The organism is Acidiplasma aeolicum (genome assembly GCF_001402945.1).
In the GTDB taxonomy this organism is placed as follows: domain Archaea; phylum Thermoplasmatota; class Thermoplasmata; order Thermoplasmatales; family Thermoplasmataceae; genus Acidiplasma; species Acidiplasma aeolicum.
The window spans coordinates 13,622-28,687 of sequence record NZ_LKBG01000001.1 but is presented as its reverse complement, the minus strand read 5'-3'; the positions used below and the strand labels follow the sequence as shown (position 1 = coordinate 28,687).

At 38.3% G+C, this 15,066-nt stretch carries 28 protein-coding genes; all 28 read right to left on the bottom strand.

Annotated elements, in window-relative coordinates; translation table 11 throughout:
- Nucleotides 1–25: 25 nt before the first annotated feature.
- From cmk to rpl3p, 28 genes are read right to left on the bottom strand one after another with little or no spacing between them, the layout of a single operon-like run.
- Complete coding sequence (cmk, locus tag AOG54_RS00210; protein ID WP_048101747.1) at nucleotides 26–544, bottom strand: (d)CMP kinase; 519 nt, start codon at nucleotides 542–544, stop codon at nucleotides 26–28.
- On the bottom strand, nucleotides 541–1,224 hold the full coding sequence (locus AOG54_RS00205) for a DUF106 domain-containing protein (protein ID WP_048101748.1): 684 nt from the start codon (nucleotides 1,222–1,224) through the stop codon (nucleotides 541–543). The genes cmk and AOG54_RS00205 overlap by 4 nt, the downstream gene beginning before the upstream one ends.
- 2 nt (nucleotides 1,225–1,226) lie before the next feature.
- Nucleotides 1,227–1,769 (bottom strand): adenylate kinase, encoded by a 543-nt coding sequence (locus tag AOG54_RS00200; RefSeq protein WP_048101749.1) that lies wholly within the window; start codon nucleotides 1,767–1,769, stop codon nucleotides 1,227–1,229.
- The gene (gene secY, locus AOG54_RS00195) at nucleotides 1,770–3,527 is read right to left on the bottom strand and encodes a preprotein translocase subunit SecY (RefSeq protein ID WP_048101750.1); all 1,758 of its coding nucleotides are present in this window, start codon (nucleotides 3,525–3,527) and stop codon (nucleotides 1,770–1,772) included.
- A complete protein-coding gene (locus tag AOG54_RS00190; protein WP_048101751.1) occupies nucleotides 3,505–3,927 on the bottom strand; it encodes an uL15m family ribosomal protein in 423 nt (140 codons plus the stop codon). The genes secY and AOG54_RS00190 overlap by 23 nt, the downstream gene beginning before the upstream one ends.
- Nucleotides 3,908–4,402: a 50S ribosomal protein L30 gene (locus tag AOG54_RS00185; RefSeq protein ID WP_048101752.1), complete on the bottom strand. Its 495-nt coding sequence runs from the start codon at nucleotides 4,400–4,402 to the stop codon at nucleotides 3,908–3,910. The genes AOG54_RS00190 and AOG54_RS00185 overlap by 20 nt, the downstream gene beginning before the upstream one ends.
- The gene (locus tag AOG54_RS00180) at nucleotides 4,380–5,045 is read right to left on the bottom strand and encodes a 30S ribosomal protein S5 (protein ID WP_048101753.1); all 666 of its coding nucleotides are present in this window, start codon (nucleotides 5,043–5,045) and stop codon (nucleotides 4,380–4,382) included. Before AOG54_RS00180 ends, AOG54_RS00185 begins: the two co-directional genes overlap by 23 nt.
- A 2-nt stretch (nucleotides 5,046–5,047) precedes the next feature.
- Nucleotides 5,048–5,521 carry a 50S ribosomal protein L18 gene (locus AOG54_RS00175; RefSeq protein WP_048101754.1) on the bottom strand — a complete coding sequence of 158 codons (474 nt, stop codon included), beginning with the start codon at nucleotides 5,519–5,521 and terminating at the stop codon, nucleotides 5,048–5,050.
- Nucleotides 5,499–5,975, bottom strand: coding sequence for a 50S ribosomal protein L19e (locus tag AOG54_RS00170; RefSeq protein ID WP_048101755.1), 477 nt, complete (start codon nucleotides 5,973–5,975; stop codon nucleotides 5,499–5,501). The genes AOG54_RS00175 and AOG54_RS00170 overlap by 23 nt, the downstream gene beginning before the upstream one ends.
- Entirely contained in the window at nucleotides 5,972–6,376 is a 405-nt protein-coding gene (locus tag AOG54_RS00165; RefSeq protein WP_048101756.1) for a 50S ribosomal protein L32e, read from the bottom strand. The genes AOG54_RS00170 and AOG54_RS00165 overlap by 4 nt, the downstream gene beginning before the upstream one ends.
- Nucleotides 6,366–6,914, bottom strand: a complete 549-nt coding sequence (locus tag AOG54_RS00160; RefSeq protein ID WP_048101854.1) for a 50S ribosomal protein L6 — start codon at nucleotides 6,912–6,914, stop codon at nucleotides 6,366–6,368. Before AOG54_RS00160 ends, AOG54_RS00165 begins: the two co-directional genes overlap by 11 nt.
- Before the next feature lie 17 nt (nucleotides 6,915–6,931).
- The gene (locus AOG54_RS00155) at nucleotides 6,932–7,321 is read right to left on the bottom strand and encodes a 30S ribosomal protein S8 (protein ID WP_048101757.1); all 390 of its coding nucleotides are present in this window, start codon (nucleotides 7,319–7,321) and stop codon (nucleotides 6,932–6,934) included.
- Nucleotides 7,322–7,333: 12 nt separating this feature from the next.
- Nucleotides 7,334–7,495: a 30S ribosomal protein S14 gene (locus AOG54_RS09465; RefSeq protein WP_048101758.1), complete on the bottom strand. Its 162-nt coding sequence runs from the start codon at nucleotides 7,493–7,495 to the stop codon at nucleotides 7,334–7,336.
- A gap of 6 nt (nucleotides 7,496–7,501) precedes the next feature.
- Nucleotides 7,502–8,032: a 50S ribosomal protein L5 gene (locus AOG54_RS00150; protein ID WP_156150319.1), complete on the bottom strand. Its 531-nt coding sequence runs from the start codon at nucleotides 8,030–8,032 to the stop codon at nucleotides 7,502–7,504.
- Nucleotides 8,022–8,738, bottom strand: a complete 717-nt coding sequence (locus AOG54_RS00145) for a 30S ribosomal protein S4e (RefSeq protein WP_048101856.1) — start codon at nucleotides 8,736–8,738, stop codon at nucleotides 8,022–8,024. The genes AOG54_RS00150 and AOG54_RS00145 overlap by 11 nt, the downstream gene beginning before the upstream one ends.
- On the bottom strand, nucleotides 8,728–9,204 hold the full coding sequence (rplX, locus tag AOG54_RS00140; RefSeq protein WP_048101759.1) for a 50S ribosomal protein L24: 477 nt from the start codon (nucleotides 9,202–9,204) through the stop codon (nucleotides 8,728–8,730). The genes AOG54_RS00145 and rplX overlap by 11 nt, the downstream gene beginning before the upstream one ends.
- A 9-nt stretch (nucleotides 9,205–9,213) precedes the next feature.
- A complete protein-coding gene (gene rpl14p / locus AOG54_RS00135; RefSeq protein ID WP_048101760.1) occupies nucleotides 9,214–9,612 on the bottom strand; it encodes a 50S ribosomal protein L14 in 399 nt (132 codons plus the stop codon).
- The gene (locus AOG54_RS00130; protein ID WP_048101761.1) at nucleotides 9,613–9,933 is read right to left on the bottom strand and encodes a 30S ribosomal protein S17; all 321 of its coding nucleotides are present in this window, start codon (nucleotides 9,931–9,933) and stop codon (nucleotides 9,613–9,615) included.
- 1 nt (nucleotide 9,934) lies between these two features.
- On the bottom strand, nucleotides 9,935–10,228 hold the full coding sequence (locus tag AOG54_RS00125) for a ribonuclease P protein component 1 (protein WP_048101762.1): 294 nt from the start codon (nucleotides 10,226–10,228) through the stop codon (nucleotides 9,935–9,937).
- The gene (yciH, locus tag AOG54_RS00120) at nucleotides 10,225–10,524 is read right to left on the bottom strand and encodes a translation initiation factor (RefSeq protein WP_048101763.1); all 300 of its coding nucleotides are present in this window, start codon (nucleotides 10,522–10,524) and stop codon (nucleotides 10,225–10,227) included. Before yciH ends, AOG54_RS00125 begins: the two co-directional genes overlap by 4 nt.
- Nucleotides 10,521–10,718, bottom strand: a complete 198-nt coding sequence (gene rpmC, locus AOG54_RS00115) for a 50S ribosomal protein L29 (protein WP_048101764.1) — start codon at nucleotides 10,716–10,718, stop codon at nucleotides 10,521–10,523. The genes yciH and rpmC overlap by 4 nt, the downstream gene beginning before the upstream one ends.
- Nucleotides 10,702–11,358 carry a 30S ribosomal protein S3 gene (locus AOG54_RS00110; RefSeq protein WP_048101765.1) on the bottom strand — a complete coding sequence of 219 codons (657 nt, stop codon included), beginning with the start codon at nucleotides 11,356–11,358 and terminating at the stop codon, nucleotides 10,702–10,704. Before AOG54_RS00110 ends, rpmC begins: the two co-directional genes overlap by 17 nt.
- Complete coding sequence (locus AOG54_RS00105; protein ID WP_048101766.1) at nucleotides 11,355–11,804, bottom strand: 50S ribosomal protein L22; 450 nt, start codon at nucleotides 11,802–11,804, stop codon at nucleotides 11,355–11,357. The genes AOG54_RS00110 and AOG54_RS00105 overlap by 4 nt, the downstream gene beginning before the upstream one ends.
- 4 nt (nucleotides 11,805–11,808) lie before the next feature.
- On the bottom strand, nucleotides 11,809–12,264 hold the full coding sequence (locus AOG54_RS00100) for a 30S ribosomal protein S19 (RefSeq protein ID WP_048101767.1): 456 nt from the start codon (nucleotides 12,262–12,264) through the stop codon (nucleotides 11,809–11,811).
- Nucleotides 12,258–12,956: a 50S ribosomal protein L2 gene (locus AOG54_RS00095; protein WP_048101768.1), complete on the bottom strand. Its 699-nt coding sequence runs from the start codon at nucleotides 12,954–12,956 to the stop codon at nucleotides 12,258–12,260. The genes AOG54_RS00100 and AOG54_RS00095 overlap by 7 nt, the downstream gene beginning before the upstream one ends.
- A gap of 11 nt (nucleotides 12,957–12,967) precedes the next feature.
- Nucleotides 12,968–13,216, bottom strand: a complete 249-nt coding sequence (locus AOG54_RS00090; protein WP_048101769.1) for a 50S ribosomal protein L23 — start codon at nucleotides 13,214–13,216, stop codon at nucleotides 12,968–12,970.
- Nucleotides 13,216–13,986: a 50S ribosomal protein L4 gene (gene rpl4p / locus AOG54_RS00085; protein ID WP_048101770.1), complete on the bottom strand. Its 771-nt coding sequence runs from the start codon at nucleotides 13,984–13,986 to the stop codon at nucleotides 13,216–13,218. Before rpl4p ends, AOG54_RS00090 begins: the two co-directional genes overlap by 1 nt.
- A 2-nt stretch (nucleotides 13,987–13,988) precedes the next feature.
- Nucleotides 13,989–14,981, bottom strand: a complete 993-nt coding sequence (gene rpl3p, locus AOG54_RS00080) for a 50S ribosomal protein L3 (RefSeq protein WP_048101771.1) — start codon at nucleotides 14,979–14,981, stop codon at nucleotides 13,989–13,991.
- Nucleotides 14,982–15,066 lie beyond the last annotated feature (85 nt).

Genomic DNA, 15,066 nt, shown 5'->3' with positions numbered 1-15,066 from the left:
GATTATGCACTTAATATTTTCCATGTTATCTATTGATAATAGAATAAATATAATTAACAATATCCTCCGGCCGGTACAGTTCTGTTTTAATTATATAATCATAATATATGTAATTTCGATAATCAATACCATAAAATGTCATATATCTTCTTAATTCAGACCTCTCACGGCATATTATTGATGATCTCCCGGCATTATTATCGCGTGAATATATCCTTGATATACGTGTCTCTTCATCAGCCTCCAGAAAAATTCTTAAGGCATCTATATTATTATGTTTTGAAAGATATCCACACAACCTTGATTCTATTATTATATTGTCATTTTCCCTCATAAAATTAAGAATTGAATTGTCCTCCTCCATATCTATATTTTTATTTTCCTCTGCGTATTTGCTAAACTCAATCAGGCTCATGTGGTACTCTTCAGCCTTCTTTCTAAAAAAATAACCACCAGAATAAAATCTATAATTTAATTTATCTGCCAGTAATTTTCCAACCGTTGTTTTACCTGATCCTGATTCACCACTTATTGTAACTATCATAGTGAAGAGGCTTCCTCCTCCTCAATTTTCTTTATTTTGTATGTAAAATCAACATATTTCATGATCATTGTTACAAAATAACCGACAGCCAAGTTTCCAAGTGTATAAAGGGCCATCCATAATGGTATTATATAAACCTTTGTGGTTACTATGTTAAGATCAAAATCCCATGGCATTGCAACAACCTGATAATTTAATGTCAGTATGAATACATAAAGCCAGATAAAGATCAAAAAGAAAAAAACCTCTGTAACAAATAGAGGTTTCATTGTATTCATTGATATTGCAGCCTGATCCATCTGTCTCTCCATGGACATTTTTTGCAGTTTCTGAACCTTTACCCTGTCACCATCACGCATCGCCTGTCTCATCGCCTGCTGATATGCCCTGCTGACAGTTTGTGCCTTACCCATTTTAATCCAGTCAGTGAAAAAATACCTTGGTATCGATGATATTAAACCTAATATAATACCTGTAAGCATTATGGTTAAGATAGGGTACTGATAATGAAATCCAAGTATTGGCATAAATACCTTGTTCATATCGTATCCTATGGGATTCCTTATTGCTGGATCGCTAATAATAAATATTAACCCAAGACCAGCAAACATGAATATAAACTCTATCATCAAAAACTTTTGCATCTGCTGCTGGGCTGCGGGTTTATTTGCCTGTTGCATTTTTATAACCTCCTCAAAATATTTTCTGCTGCTTCCTCTGGATGATTTTCTGGATTATATATAAAGTTAACTGTGGCACCTGAATAAACAGAATAGGCAACGGCATAATACCTGTTTATTTCCTGATGTTCTTTTATATCTTTTTCTGTGTCATTATCCCTAATCCTTGTGGGGTCATTCAATCTATGAGTTAGTATTTTATCAGGGTCCGCCTCAATTAGAAAATATGATGATATATTTAGCTCCTTAAGAACCCATTCAGGAAGTCCTGGAAGATATCCTGATGGTGATTTAATTGACATATGTGTGTCGATAATTATATTATCCATCTTTCCAAGTTCAATGGCCGCATTTCTCTGAAGTTCTATCTGGGCCTTTATGTCCAGCTTCCTCATTTCATCCCTGTTATTAATTTGATACATTGTTCTTGCAGTTTCAAACATTATTGTGCCAAAGTTCTTAACACTATAATCGGATCTCTGCGAAACCAGATCGATAACAGTGGACTTGCCAACCCCCGGAATACCAGAAACTATTACCCTCATTTATCCACCAATGAAAAACTGTCTTATCATGGGATGCATTTCCATTAACTGCTCCCTTCCCATTGCCTCGTAGAACTGAATTACTATACCAACAGCAAGTAAAAGGCCGGTACCACTGGTGTCACCAACGGTTCCTATTAAATCTGCACCACCGGCCAGCAAACCAACTATGGCGCCGCTAAATATTGTGATTGCAGGTATGTACTTGCTTAAAACCTTTTCCATTACCCTCGGATCCCTTCTAAAACCAGGTATCTGCATGCCGCTTGACCTTATCTGCCTGGCAACGGCACCTGCACCCATGTTTGTAGTTTCTATCCAGAATTTAGCGAATAAAATACTGAAACCAACGAGAAATGCCATAAATACAATGACGTGTATAACCTCCTCTATTGGTGTGTGCCCTAACAGTACATTCTGGGAAACTTTTGGTTCGAGTATAGGGAACAGCCAGTCCGATAGCCCATTTGGTGTGTATAAGTAGTATGCTAGACCGCTGGTTGGGGTTGTGTTTGATATTCCCAATGCGGTTACCTGTGTTGCTGATGGATAGCCACCAAGAAGTTTATTATGACCAAGTATGGGTATCTTGCTTAGCACAGGACTGCTCCAGAATAATAATGTCCACATTGATATATTGGCCAGAAGTGCTGTGGCAAGTATGACCGGTATATTTGATGCGTATAATAATTGAAGCGGGTACCTTCCCCTTGCACCCCTTACCCTTTCATGTGATATTGGCAATTCTATTTTGCTGCTCTGGAAATATGCAACAATAAAGAATATTAACAGGGTGCCGACTAATGCTATCATGGGATTTGGCTGCGCAAATAGTATCTGCTCCATGCCGGTATTTGTTAAACTGGCCGGACTGTTTAAAAATAGGTATATTGCCTTGGGTATTGCACCTGCAGGTGGGTTGCTTACCGATAATGGGGCTGTAATTGTGGATGGCACCCAGTTAAATGTACCTGTAAATAATTGTTGTGATACACCTGCAGCGATGAATAATGAAATACCTGAACCTATACCATATTTGGAAACAACCTCATCCATTAAAAATACAAGGTATGATCCAAAGAAAAGCTGCAAAACTATAATTGACTGTGCAAGAAATTCTCCATAGCCAGGAGCAGCCGCATTAAGGTTTGAAACAAGAGAGGCATCCGGAACCAGGAAACCAAAGGCCTGGGGTATTGCCTCAACAAATATCATGATAATAACAAGCAGCTTTTGAACACCCTGATAAATGGCCTTATCCTCGGCATTTGTAAGGTCTAAATTGAAAATCTTGGCCCCGGCAAATAACTGCATAACAATACTTGCAGTAACTATGGGGCCAATACCTAAATCCATTAATGATCCTGAAGCACCTGCGAATATTGCCCTAAAAGATGCAAATACATCTATTGTATCCTTTGTATTTAAACCATATATGTAAACATTTGTTAAAACAAAATAAAGCAGGACAATCAGGACTGTCCATAACATCTTATACTTGAATTCCACATGCCCGGATGGCTTTTTTATTGCAGGAAGTTTTGCAGTTAGGTTTTCCAGACCGTATAACCTGCTTTTCTTTGGCCCTGTATAGCTTAACAAAAGATATGCTATATAGAAAACGGGTGCAACAAGAATTCCTGCAATTGCCAGTTTAAGGCCAGTGTAATGATCAAAATAATAAAAAATTACAAGTAGTATTGCAAATACGAATATAACTGGAATGGCAGCCCCTTTATTCCTGTGAATCTCTGTCATTTTCTATCGTAATACCGTAATTGGAAAGCTTATTAATAGCCTTTTCGGTTGCATTGTCTATAATTATTTTCGACTTAATGTTAAAATTACCGGTACCAAGGAGCTTTGTATATCCTGCTGATTTTAAATCTATTACATCATCATTGACATACCCATCTGCCTTAAGATCATCATAGATATTCATCAGCTGATTTAATGTAATTGAATTTTCATATTTTTGTGCATGTGAGTGAAAACCATGAACACCATAATGATTTCTATCGTTCTTAAGGAGCCAGATCTTTCTATGGCCACCAAGGCCGGCCATTCCATTTCCTCCTTTCTTACCCTTGCCTCTACCGGCTTTCATTCCTCGGCCGTAATGGCCACCTCTTAGCTTTTTAGTTCTCGTTCTGACCATTTAAATCAACCCCAGATACAATCATTCTTTTAATTAATTCATTAATATTTTTCCCGCGATAACCTGCAGATCCGCCCTGTTTATACTGCTTCTGTATTGCCTCATATCCACCTTTGGGAGGATTAAGCCTTATTACAGGAATTATATCATTAGATTTATTTAATTTAACTTTTCCTGATATAATTGCATCAGCAAGATCCCTATATGATGAGAATCCCATGGCCTTAAGATGCTCATCGTCTATTTTTTTCCTGCCTCTCAGTAATATACGGTTTTCAAGTAATAATTCAAGTGTATCTGCATCAACCTCTCCCCATGTTAGATAATCTTTGGCTATTTGAAGCATGCCCTTAATGCTTGGCGTCTCATCATAAACTACCATATGATTAATGCTGTGAAGGTTCAAAAGTTCTAATGTTTTTTCTATACCTGGTTTTATTCCTGTGCTTCCTCTAATCCTTATTATTGCTATCATTTCCTATACCCCCTACATAAATTGGCGTTGAAAGCGTAATCTTTGGATTTATTTTCATAGATACCGTTTTCTTTAACGCATCAAAAGTGGCAAGCGCATAATTGACTGTTGTTTTTGTATGGCCTGATGCAAATCCCCATGCATCTTCTATTCCTGCCATTTTAAGTATAACCTTTGCCACATCACCTACAGCAAGACCAACTCCCTGTGGCGCAGGCTTCAATTTTACTGTAACCGATCCGGATTTTCCAACAATGTAAAATGGTAATGAGTGTGGCCTTCCGCAACCACATTCCCATGAGCCACATCCCCTTTTTATTTCTATTATATTGGTTTTTGCATTGTTTATTGCCTTCCTTATGGCAGGTGCAGCCTCCTTTGCCTTTCCCATGCCAATACCAACATAACCATTGCCATTGCCGACAACAGCTGTTATGGAATAATTCATTCTCCTACCGGAATCGGTCATTCTCTGAGCCCTTTCAATATTTATAATTTCATCCTTAAGATCAGGAACAAGATAGTCAACTATCTGGTATTCCTTCAATGGTAATTTAGTATGAAGTGCCTCACCTATTGTATTGATCTGGCCGTTTGCCACAAGTCTTCCTAGTTCTGTTTTTGGAACCCATTCCTCATCCATATTTATACACCCTTATTTTTATATTCTTCAAGATTTATTGCATTTTTTAAATGTCCACCGTTTAATCTTTCTTCAGATGGAAACACTGATTCATCAGCAGGTATGTCAATACCGGCGTCTATCATACCCTTCAATGCTGCGGCAAAACGCCCACCATGCATGAACTTATACCTGCCGGTATCCAGAACGGCCTCGCTTATATCCTTCTGCTTTGCCATTTTACCTGCTAGATAACCGCCAAGGTAATACATCTGAATGTTATTTCCCTTAAGATTGTATATCTTTTTTAGTGTTTTATCTGTAACTGTAAGTAAAATTCTGTCCCCGTCTGGGGAATAATCTGTAAACTGTATTGTAAAGCCCTTATTGCTCGGCCTTACAACAGCCCTGGTTGCCCCGGCCTTCAGAAGTTTGTATCTTTTATAATAATCTGTAATTCCTTCCTTTCTTCTCTTAAGAACTGGTATTGTTTTCATTTTTATCACCTGCCATATTTGATGAAGATTTTAGATGTGAAACCAGCTGGGCCCTTGAGGTAAAAGTTCCGCTTTTGATTATTCTATAATATCTGCGGTATACTTTTTGATCTATTTTGTTTTCAGCCTTTAAGGTTCTTAATTCTGATCTAAGAGCCCTTATTAATGTGATCCATCTTCTTTTACGTGGATATCTAGCATATTTTGTTCCTCTAACGGAACCTGGTCCTCTTCTCCTTCCCTTTTGAAGCTGGGAAATCCTCTTCTTTAACCTGTAATTTGAATTGCCTTTTTTATTTTTTTTCTGTATTATATGAAGGTCTATAAGCTTTCTAACATCATCCCTTGATGTTGTATCAAGCACCTTATCAAGGTTATTTGTATCCACCCATACCCTTGATTTTCCAACCTTGAGTTCCTCAGCAGCTATAGCCTTAACGCTTTCCATTTTCATCTTACCACCTTATTGAACACATGAATTCCAAGGTTTTCAGCCTCGCTTTCTATTTCAATCCTTTTCTTATATCCAACGGCTGATGCCACCCTTGCACCTTCAAGATCCGGATTAAGTTTTTTAAGTTCAGCAACGTTATGGACAAGAACTTCCTTAAATCCTGAGGGGTGCAGACCACGCACTATTTTTGGCGTTCTGTATCCTGGTTTTACTACAGGAGGACGGTAACCAACATGGTTTGCCATCTTTGAATGCTTGCCTCTTGGCCTTCTCCATGAATCACCAAGCTTCTTATATCTGAACCATTCCTGCCTGTGGAATTCAACACGCCTTCTGTTATCCTCATTCTTCTTCTTCAATAATCTCTTTTGTTCCTTAGATAGTGCGGGTTTATAACTCATCAGGATTCACCCCCTTTAATAAATAAATGCCGTCCTGAAATACTCTTGAATCAAAGTGCTTAATGTATGTTGCCTTTTCTATGTTGGCTGCAGTATCACCAATGTCGCGTTTGTCTATGCCCTCAATTATTACCCTGTCACCCTTGACTGAAACTTTGCAGTTTTTAAGAATTTTTGCTATTCTTGGGGACTTTCCACCAAGGAAATTCTCAACATACAGGCTATCACCACGTACTGAGACCCTCATTGGGAAGTGTGTGAAATCTATTTTCATTTCATATTTATAGCCTTTTGTGACACCCTCAAACATTGCATTGGTTTCAGACACCCATGTTCCAACTATGCCCTTTATGAACTTGTTTTCCTTGCTTGCCTCAATAATTACATTATTTTCTGATATTGATACCCTTACATATTTATCCCTAAAGTTTCTGGATGTTTCCCCAAGCTTACCCTTAACCTTAAGGATGGTTCCATCCATTGAAACCTGAACGTCTCCAGGAATTTTTATTCTTGATTTTTCTTCCCACTTTATCATTTTAAACACCATTTATTTTAATAAACATAGGCCATTAGTTTCCCACCAATACCATATTTTCTGGCCTCAAGATGGCTCATAATGCCCTTCGTGGTTGTAAGTATTATAATACCAAAGTCCTGGGCTGGGAGGTATCTTGCCTCGTATTTTTCTATATTGGATTTTTTTACAGATAATCTGGGCTTTATTACACCACAGTTATTTATTGTGTCGCTTAAAACCACCTTAAATTTTCCTCCTCTTTCTTCATCCACCACCTCAAAGCTTTTTATATAGTTATAATCCTGCATAACCTTTAGCACACGTCCTATGACTACCGATGCTGGTGATAGATATATTTCATTCTTTCCTATTCTTGAAGCCATTTTTATTGAATTTATTACATCATTTAATGGATCACTTTTCATATTAATATCACCTCAGCTGTATTTTCTAAATCCAATTTTCCCTGCAGTTTCCCTAAAGCACTGCCTGCACATATTGATTCCATATCTTCTTACAATACCGCGTTTTCTGCCACACCTCACACAGCCGTTTACATGCCCGAAATTTTTCTTTGGTTGAAGCTTTATTTGACTCATTTATGTTCACCTCACTATTTTTACATTAAAATTATCCTCTAAAAATTTCATGGACTCTTCCTTGGTTATTCTTATTTTATTGGGTATGTGCTTTGGATTTATTCTTCTTTTTGATATTCTGTATCCTCCGAGCCTTCTAAAAACTATTGCTATATCCATGCCAAATATACCTATATCGGGATCATATTTCATTCCCTTAAAATCTGTATAATCTGTTATTCCAAAATATGCATTACCCTGCCTATCAAATGAATATACGGGTATTTTATAATCCTTGGCATAAAATGCTTCCTTTAAAAACTTGTATGCATCATCTTTTCTTAATGTTACCTTGGCACCAATACTAAGTCCCTTTCTTATATTGAAATCCCTTATTGTTTTTTCTGCCTTGGTAAACACTGGTTTGTGGTGTGTTAACAGTTCTATAACCTTTGCAGCCTTATTTAGGCGCTCTCCAGCAGCCCCAACACCGATATTTATAACGACCTTGTCTATAACAATTGCACTCATGGGGTTTGTTTTCTGTTCACTCATCATATGCCATCACCTCGTTTTCTGGTATTTTAAATGTGTATTTTGGATTGCCAATAACAAACACATAGTTTTTAACGGTTGTAAATCCCTCATTGAAATGCACAAAATTGCTTCCGGAGGATTTATTAACCTCAACAGATTTTATTGTGCCTATTTCGCCAACGTGTGATCCACCGATAATAAACGCTTTATTGCCAGGTATTAATCTCATAACCTCCTGTATCTCAACCTTTGGCATTTTTACAAGTACAACATCATATGTATTTAGGTCATTTTTATCCGTTATTATTGAAAAGCCATTATGGAACCCTATCTGATATTTATCCTTGCCAATTACTGTTTTTGTTTTTACCTGCAATAGTTTCATTCCCTTATTTTCCTCGGGGTTTTTTGTAATTATTATTTTACCCTTCTTATCATAAAGTACGAGAAAATCCTGATTTATGGTCTTAATGGATATTGTATCCATGAATCCAACCGGAAATCTCCTATCCTTTACAACCTTGTTGTCTACCATTACATCTCCATTTGCAAGTATTCTTGTTATTTCCCTTTCCTTGTCACCAAGCTTCAGATAATCTCTTAAGGCAATTAATAATGGTAGTGCGTCTTCCTTTTTATGGGTACCCGGAGATGGTGTAACAGACCAGAAATGGGTTTTTCTGGGTATTTTTAATCTATTTGAGGCCATCATTATTTTAGTTTTCATTATTATCACCATTTTCTTTTATTACATCTTTATTATTTTCATCATTAATTTCCTCTTCACTACCTTCATCTTCTGCCGTTTTTTCTGACTCTCCGCCTTCTGTTACAGTCTCTGTGGTTTCCTCCTGTTTAATTTCTTCCGGTTCTGGAGGTGGCAGATTCCTGGCGGCAGTTATCTCTCTAAGTTTGGCCTGTCTGTCTGTCCTTGATAGATCAAGCCTTGTTATCTGCAGATTGCTATGATCCACATAGTATGCAACCTGCTTACCGTCTGCCTTCGCTATTGTTATGCCCTCAATTGATATCTTCTTATTTTTATGGTTAACATCAATTACCTTGCCACCCTCGCCTTTTCTTGACCCTGATATTATGGTTACAACATCACCCTTAGAAATTGGGAAACGCCTTATCCCATATTTTTTCCTTAAATCTTTACTTAATGATACATTTATTTTATTGTTTATCATAATTTTACCTCACACTATTGTTGAAGCTATAGCAGCAATCCTGGGCCACCTTTCAGCAGCCTCCCTTGCTACAGGTCCCTTTATCTCAGAGCCCCTAACCTCGCCATCAGGGGTAACAAGAACAACAGCATTATCCTCAAACTGTATAAGGTTACCATCTGCACGGCGGTATGGGCGTTTCTGCCTTACCACAACTGCATATACAACCTTGGCTCGCATTTCTGGTGTGCCCTTCTTAACACTAGCTATTAATAAATCTCCAACACCGGCTGCAGGTATTCTTCTTGCGACTGTATGAAGTGCCTTTACACCTATAAGGCTAACCAATTTTGCACCGGTATTGTCCGCACATGGGATAACAGCACCCAGTGGTAAACCTCTTGCTTCATTCCCAGATATACCCTTCATTTAATCCACCTTTTCTATTACAACGAAACTAATGGTTTTTGCAAGCTTTCTGCATTCAGCAATTTTTACTTTATCACCGGGCTTTACATCGATGCAATCCGGCAGATGTGCATGATATTTGGAGAATTTCGTTGCATACCTCTCATACTTTTTTATAAGCTCCTTGGATTCCTTTCTGACAACTATGCTCTTATTCATTTTATTGGATACAACAGTACCTACTATTATCTGCCCTCTTACTGTCAAATGCCCGTGAAATGGACAGTTAACGTCAGTGCATTCCTTCTCCGGCAGTTTAACATCAATGCCTATGTTTTTCATCTTAATCATTTCTCCTTAATTTTTTAAATATCTTCTTTTTTTCTTTTGTCCTATCTTCAGGCTTCATTATTATTAATGAACCTTCCAGATCATACGGATTTCCTGATATCCATATTCGAAATTTTGAATATGCCTTAGGTACGACCTTTTGTTTGCCTGAATGATCTATAATCAATGTATTCTTTGTTTCATCAACCACATATCCATGCAGGCCAATGTTGTTGTTATTTGATGAGGATATGACTTCTATATAGTTTCCGATGAATTCCTGAAGATATATATCATTATTTATCATACTAATTGAACCTTAAATCCCATATTTTCTAGTTCTTTTTTAATGGTTTCCCTATGGTCTCCCTGAAGTTCTATAGATTTACCGTCCTTAACTGTTCCTCCGGAGGCAGCCTTCTTCTTTAATACCTTGGCAATATCGTTGAGGTTTTCGGATTTTGGGTCTATTCCCTCAATAACAGTAACTGTTTTTCCGTACCGTCTTTTATCTACACTTATTCTAACTACCTCATTATTCCTGTTAAAGCCCTCCCATGGCTGCAGCTCCTTCGGCATCCCGGTAAAATCTTTATCTTTCATTCTTCTTTTTCCTCCATTATTGTTAACACTCTGGCTATCTGCCTCCTTATGGATCTCATCTTGCCAGGGCTTGATGGGGCACCACCCATTGCAACAGATGCCCTTTCCCTTAGCAATGAATCCTTAAGGGATTTGAGTTTTTGATTTAACTCCTCATTGCTCATGGATCTTAAATCCTTACTCTTCAGTTCCATTATCCTCCACCTCATTATTTTCAGGCGATTCATTTACAGGCTGTACAGGGTTTTGTTTAATGCCAATCTCATCAGGAAGCCTGTAATCAGATTTTAACAGTTTTACATATACGCCTATGACACCAGTTTTAAGCATTGCAACTGAGAAGCCGCCATCAACTCCTGCCCTTGCAGGCTCCCCGGAGTATTTAATTTCTCCATACATAAACTTCTGCGTTCTTGCCCTTTCGCCTGATATTTTACCGCCGATCCTTATTAATACGCCACGTGCATGCTGATCTATAACGCGCCTTAATGTTGTATTCCCTGCCTTTCTATAATTCCAGCCTTTCTCAAGAGATAGGGCTATCTTCTTTGATATAATCTGTGGATTTAAATCTGGATTATCCACCTCCTTTACCTCTATCTGTGGGGACTCAAGTTTATATTTTTTCTCCAGCTCCTCCGTCATGTCCTTTATCTTGGTTCCATGCCGGCCTATAACAAGCCCAGGCCTGTTTACATACAGCGTTATGTTTGTACCAAATGGTGTTCTCTTCATTTCCATGCCACCAAAGCCGGCGCTATCATTTTCCCTTCTTAGGTATTCACTAACAAGTAGCTTTCTTATATTGTCACTGACAAATTTTTTCTCTTTCATTGCTGACCCTCCTCAGTTACAACAACATCAACGTTAATAAGCTCCTTGTAAAATGCGCCTGCCCTTCCATAGGCCTTTGGGGTGTATTTTTTTATTACCCTGCCCTTTGATGCAGCTATGGAATATATTAAAAGATTTTCTGAAAGACCCTTAAATTCAGCATTTGCTGACACATCGTTAAGCAGCCTTTTGAAGGCCTTGGCAGCCTTAACCGGATATCTGCCGGGTCCGATGCCCTTTCTATGTGATACGGAGTCAAGATACCTAAAATAGGGTACAGGTACCTTTTTTTCTATAACACCATCAAGTATATTTTTTGCGGATTCTAGTTTTTTGCCCTTTAAGAAATGTGCTATGTTAACTGCATCCTTAAGTGAGATGTCTTCTTCCTTAAGTCTTGCAAGCGCATATTTTTCCGGTAAATTTTTTATGCTGTATCCTCTCATAATATCACTTCAGTGGAAGGAACTTCGATGACCTTGTGGCACCAACACCTGGACCAGAATGCTTTACCTCCTTCCTTGTAGGGGCAAACTCTCCAAGGTAATGGCCGATCATTTCTCCCTTAATATCAAACTTCAAATAGCTATGACCATTATATAGTTCTATGGTTTTTCCCACGAACTGTGGCAGTATGATTATATCCCTTACATGTGTTTTTATATCCTGCTTATCACTGAGCAGATCTTCAAATAACTTCTTTTGTTCGTGATTCATTTCTCTGCTGTATGATCTTCTTGCCCTAGCAGGAAGTAGCGGTAAAAGCTCATCCAGTTCCATACCCTGAAGCTCCTCAAGTGTATGGCCACGGTAAAGGAATTCCTTTGCCCTCCCTGTTATGGCCTTCTGCGCCTTTCGTGATCTTCTCTTAATTGATTTTACAGATGCCTGTTTTCTAACTACCATGATTTATTCCTCCTTTTAGGTGATAATCTTCCAACCTTTGCTCCTGGTGGTGCACCACGACCTACAGTGCTTGGGCCGCCGACATGCTGATGATTACCTCCACCATGTGGATGATTTACAGCATTCATTGCAACACCTCTAACTGTATATGGCTTCTTTGCCTTGCTCTGCAGATATTTAATGTGGGTTCCGGCCTTTAATATAGGTATATCACGTGCCCCAGAACCGGCAACAACACCAACTGTGGCACGGCATCCCGGATTAAACTCTTTAATTCTGCCAGATGGAAGCTTTACCGAAACACTTTCACCATGGCTTATAACAAGTCCATAGGATCCGGCAGTTCTACAGAATTTCCCCCCATCCCCTGGCCTGCTCTCTATATTAAATACAAGGGCACCGTCATCTATTTTTGAAAGAAAATTTGTGGAACCAACGGATGTTGATTCAGCATTACCAACCGTAATTTCCTGACCCACATATGCTCCGTTGAATGCAAGCATATATTTTTTTTCATTATTTTCATTTTTTAATACAAGTACAGGTGCATTTCTGCCCGGTGCCTGTATTATATCCTCAATTTTATAATTACCATCGCCTAAATGTTTAATTTCGGAAACGTGCCTGAAGCTAGGGCTACGGTAAGTAAGTGACCCGTGCCCCCTTCTCTGTGCAATTATATGTTTTCCCATTTATTTTCACCTCAGAATATTCCTATTCTCCCCCCTATTTCTTCAGCAGAAAAGTCATCGGTTAATTTAACTATGGCTTTTTTGCCCTTCTTTGTTATCATAATATTTATAGATTTAACCTTAACATTGAATCTTTCCTCTACCTCTTTTTTAATCTGATCCTTTTTACCTCTACGGTCAACAAGAAATGTAAGTTTATTTTCCTTTTCCATCATCAACGTAGTTTTTTCTGTAATTATAGGAGTAATTATATAATCCATTAATAAACACCTCTTAACTGCTCAATTACATTTTCGGTATAAACTGTAAGCCTGCCGGGGTTGCCTCCTGGGGCAAGTTTCCTTATGCTAAGGCTGTTTATTGTGGCAACATCAACGCCCGGCAAGCCTGCAAATGCCCTAAGTTTTTCCTGTGATGACCCAACAATAAGAACACTTTTTGGATGTTTATATGGCCTGTTCCTCATTTTTCCCCTTCCTGGCCTTATCTTAACACCGTTTTTTGCCCTAATAACATCATCCAGAAGACCAAGATTTTGTAGGAATTTCATAGCATCCTTGGCCTTATTTATTGATTCAATGTCATTATCAACCACTATTGGAAATGTTAGATTTGATGTTGTATCCTCATCAAGCCTGTGCCCTCTCTTTATTATATGTTCCTTACTGGCAGTTAATGCTATTGCACTTAATCTTGCATATTTTAATTCTTTGCTATTAATTTTCTTATATAAGACCTTATCACTTCTGGGTGAGTGGGCACTCCTACCACCAACCATGCTTGCCAGAAGTACTCCACGTGAACCGCCAGCGATTCTTGGTATTCTTGATATTCCATGGTTTGGGCCCAGATTATGGCCAACTCTGCGTGTTCCCGCAGCCGGGCTAGACCCATATGGCTGCCGTAATGATAAGGTAATGGCTTTAAATGCTTTATGTATAAGGTCTTCCCGGGGCATAATTTCGAATACAGTAGGCAAATCTATCTGTTTTTCGACCTCACCATCAATATTATATACATTAACCTTCAAGTTTAATCACCCTGTTTTGATTCCTTTGATATATAGGTTATATCTATATTTTCAACATTTGGCCTTGTCTGTCTTGCCGGGTCTCTTAGTTTAATTAACCTTTTGGCTGGTCCGGATATTGAACCATAAAGCAGGACATAATCATTTTTAACCAGGCCATAATTAAGAAAACCTCCTTTAACGTTTATATCATCAACATGATCTTTTGTATCAACTTTAACAACCCTTATATTATGAAGTGTTCTCTGATGAAATCCAACCTGGCCTGCCTGGGGAACAGTATTCCTGACCCAGTCTGGATGCCATGGACCAAGTGTACCAATCATCCTTCTATGCTTTCTGTTTTTCCTTGGAAGAAGTTTGACTCCAAATCTCTTTACAACGCCCTGGAATCCTTTTCCTTTTGTTACAGATATAACATCAATAAACGAGCCGGCAGATGCAAAATCACTGAATATTAATTCCTTTCCAAGTTTTTCCTTTGCAAGCTTTATTCTATCTTCTATTGTTGAACCACCTATCCTTATCTCAAATATTTCTGGGGTTTTTGAGGGTATGCTTGGAACCATTTTTGGATTTGTATGGACTATTAATCTTACATCTGCAACGTCCTTAATCTCAACCTTTAATTCCTTTTTATTTTTAATTTCTGGTATTCTCCTAAATACAGATTTATCTATATTTTCTGCACGTTCCTCTGCAAATACCTGCAGACCATTGTCTCCTTCCTCATAATAACGAATGGCTATTACATTAAGCGGAGGGACCTCAACAACGGTGACAGGAGCCATTATTGTCTTACCTGCTGTAACGCTATTTTTTCTATAGTCTGTCATCTGTATATGTGTCATTCCAACTTTATAGCCAGCGAATGCCTGAATTTTCGCCTTACCCTCAATTTCAGGCCAAGAGCGAATATCAGCCCCAATTTTTTTAGCGCGTACCCTGGGATAGTACGCCATTGATCCCCTACGGGAATGATGCGGAGTTGCCATCTTTTATCACCAACCGTTACACCTGCCATATCAGAAAGAACTTCTGATAAACCGGGATGCATAAATGCATTGCCCAAATGTGTAT

What these genes read in the sequence shown, in the direction of transcription:
- cmk (WP_048101747.1), bottom strand. Translation starts at nt 544, where the DNA reads ATGATAGTTACAATAAGTGGTGAATCAGGATCAGGTAAAACAACGGTT.
- AOG54_RS00205 (WP_048101748.1), bottom strand. Translation starts at nt 1,224, where the DNA reads ATGCAACAGGCAAATAAACCCGCAGCCCAGCAGCAGATGCAAAAGTTT.
- AOG54_RS00200 (WP_048101749.1), bottom strand. Translation starts at nt 1,769, where the DNA reads ATGAGGGTAATAGTTTCTGGTATTCCGGGGGTTGGCAAGTCCACTGTT.
- secY (WP_048101750.1), bottom strand. Translation starts at nt 3,527, where the DNA reads ATGACAGAGATTCACAGGAATAAAGGGGCTGCCATTCCAGTTATATTC.
- AOG54_RS00190 (WP_048101751.1), bottom strand. Translation starts at nt 3,927, where the DNA reads ATGGTCAGAACGAGAACTAAAAAGCTAAGAGGTGGCCATTACGGCCGA.
- AOG54_RS00185 (WP_048101752.1), bottom strand. Translation starts at nt 4,402, where the DNA reads ATGATAGCAATAATAAGGATTAGAGGAAGCACAGGAATAAAACCAGGT.
- AOG54_RS00180 (WP_048101753.1), bottom strand. Translation starts at nt 5,045, where the DNA reads ATGGATGAGGAATGGGTTCCAAAAACAGAACTAGGAAGACTTGTGGCA.
- AOG54_RS00175 (WP_048101754.1), bottom strand. Translation starts at nt 5,521, where the DNA reads ATGAAAACAATACCAGTTCTTAAGAGAAGAAAGGAAGGAATTACAGAT.
- AOG54_RS00170 (WP_048101755.1), bottom strand. Translation starts at nt 5,975, where the DNA reads ATGAAAATGGAAAGCGTTAAGGCTATAGCTGCTGAGGAACTCAAGGTT.
- AOG54_RS00165 (WP_048101756.1), bottom strand. Translation starts at nt 6,376, where the DNA reads ATGAGTTATAAACCCGCACTATCTAAGGAACAAAAGAGATTATTGAAG.
- AOG54_RS00160 (WP_048101854.1), bottom strand. Translation starts at nt 6,914, where the DNA reads ATGATAAAGTGGGAAGAAAAATCAAGAATAAAAATTCCTGGAGACGTT.
- AOG54_RS00155 (WP_048101757.1), bottom strand. Translation starts at nt 7,321, where the DNA reads ATGAAAAGTGATCCATTAAATGATGTAATAAATTCAATAAAAATGGCT.
- AOG54_RS09465 (WP_048101758.1), bottom strand. Translation starts at nt 7,495, where the DNA reads ATGAGTCAAATAAAGCTTCAACCAAAGAAAAATTTCGGGCATGTAAAC.
- AOG54_RS00150 (WP_156150319.1), bottom strand. Translation starts at nt 8,032, where the DNA reads ATGATGAGTGAACAGAAAACAAACCCCATGAGTGCAATTGTTATAGAC.
- AOG54_RS00145 (WP_048101856.1), bottom strand. Translation starts at nt 8,738, where the DNA reads ATGAAAACTAAAATAATGATGGCCTCAAATAGATTAAAAATACCCAGA.
- rplX (WP_048101759.1), bottom strand. Translation starts at nt 9,204, where the DNA reads ATGATAAACAATAAAATAAATGTATCATTAAGTAAAGATTTAAGGAAA.
- rpl14p (WP_048101760.1), bottom strand. Translation starts at nt 9,612, where the DNA reads ATGAAGGGTATATCTGGGAATGAAGCAAGAGGTTTACCACTGGGTGCT.
- AOG54_RS00130 (WP_048101761.1), bottom strand. Translation starts at nt 9,933, where the DNA reads ATGAAAAACATAGGCATTGATGTTAAACTGCCGGAGAAGGAATGCACT.
- AOG54_RS00125 (WP_048101762.1), bottom strand. Translation starts at nt 10,228, where the DNA reads ATGATAAATAATGATATATATCTTCAGGAATTCATCGGAAACTATATA.
- yciH (WP_048101763.1), bottom strand. Translation starts at nt 10,524, where the DNA reads ATGAAAGATAAAGATTTTACCGGGATGCCGAAGGAGCTGCAGCCATGG.
- rpmC (WP_048101764.1), bottom strand. Translation starts at nt 10,718, where the DNA reads ATGGAACTGAAGAGTAAGGATTTAAGATCCATGAGCAATGAGGAGTTA.
- AOG54_RS00110 (WP_048101765.1), bottom strand. Translation starts at nt 11,358, where the DNA reads ATGAAAGAGAAAAAATTTGTCAGTGACAATATAAGAAAGCTACTTGTT.
- AOG54_RS00105 (WP_048101766.1), bottom strand. Translation starts at nt 11,804, where the DNA reads ATGAGAGGATACAGCATAAAAAATTTACCGGAAAAATATGCGCTTGCA.
- AOG54_RS00100 (WP_048101767.1), bottom strand. Translation starts at nt 12,264, where the DNA reads ATGGTAGTTAGAAAACAGGCATCTGTAAAATCAATTAAGAGAAGATCA.
- AOG54_RS00095 (WP_048101768.1), bottom strand. Translation starts at nt 12,956, where the DNA reads ATGGGAAAACATATAATTGCACAGAGAAGGGGGCACGGGTCACTTACT.
- AOG54_RS00090 (WP_048101769.1), bottom strand. Translation starts at nt 13,216, where the DNA reads ATGGATTATATAATTACTCCTATAATTACAGAAAAAACTACGTTGATG.
- rpl3p (WP_048101771.1), bottom strand. Translation starts at nt 14,981, where the DNA reads ATGGCAACTCCGCATCATTCCCGTAGGGGATCAATGGCGTACTATCCC.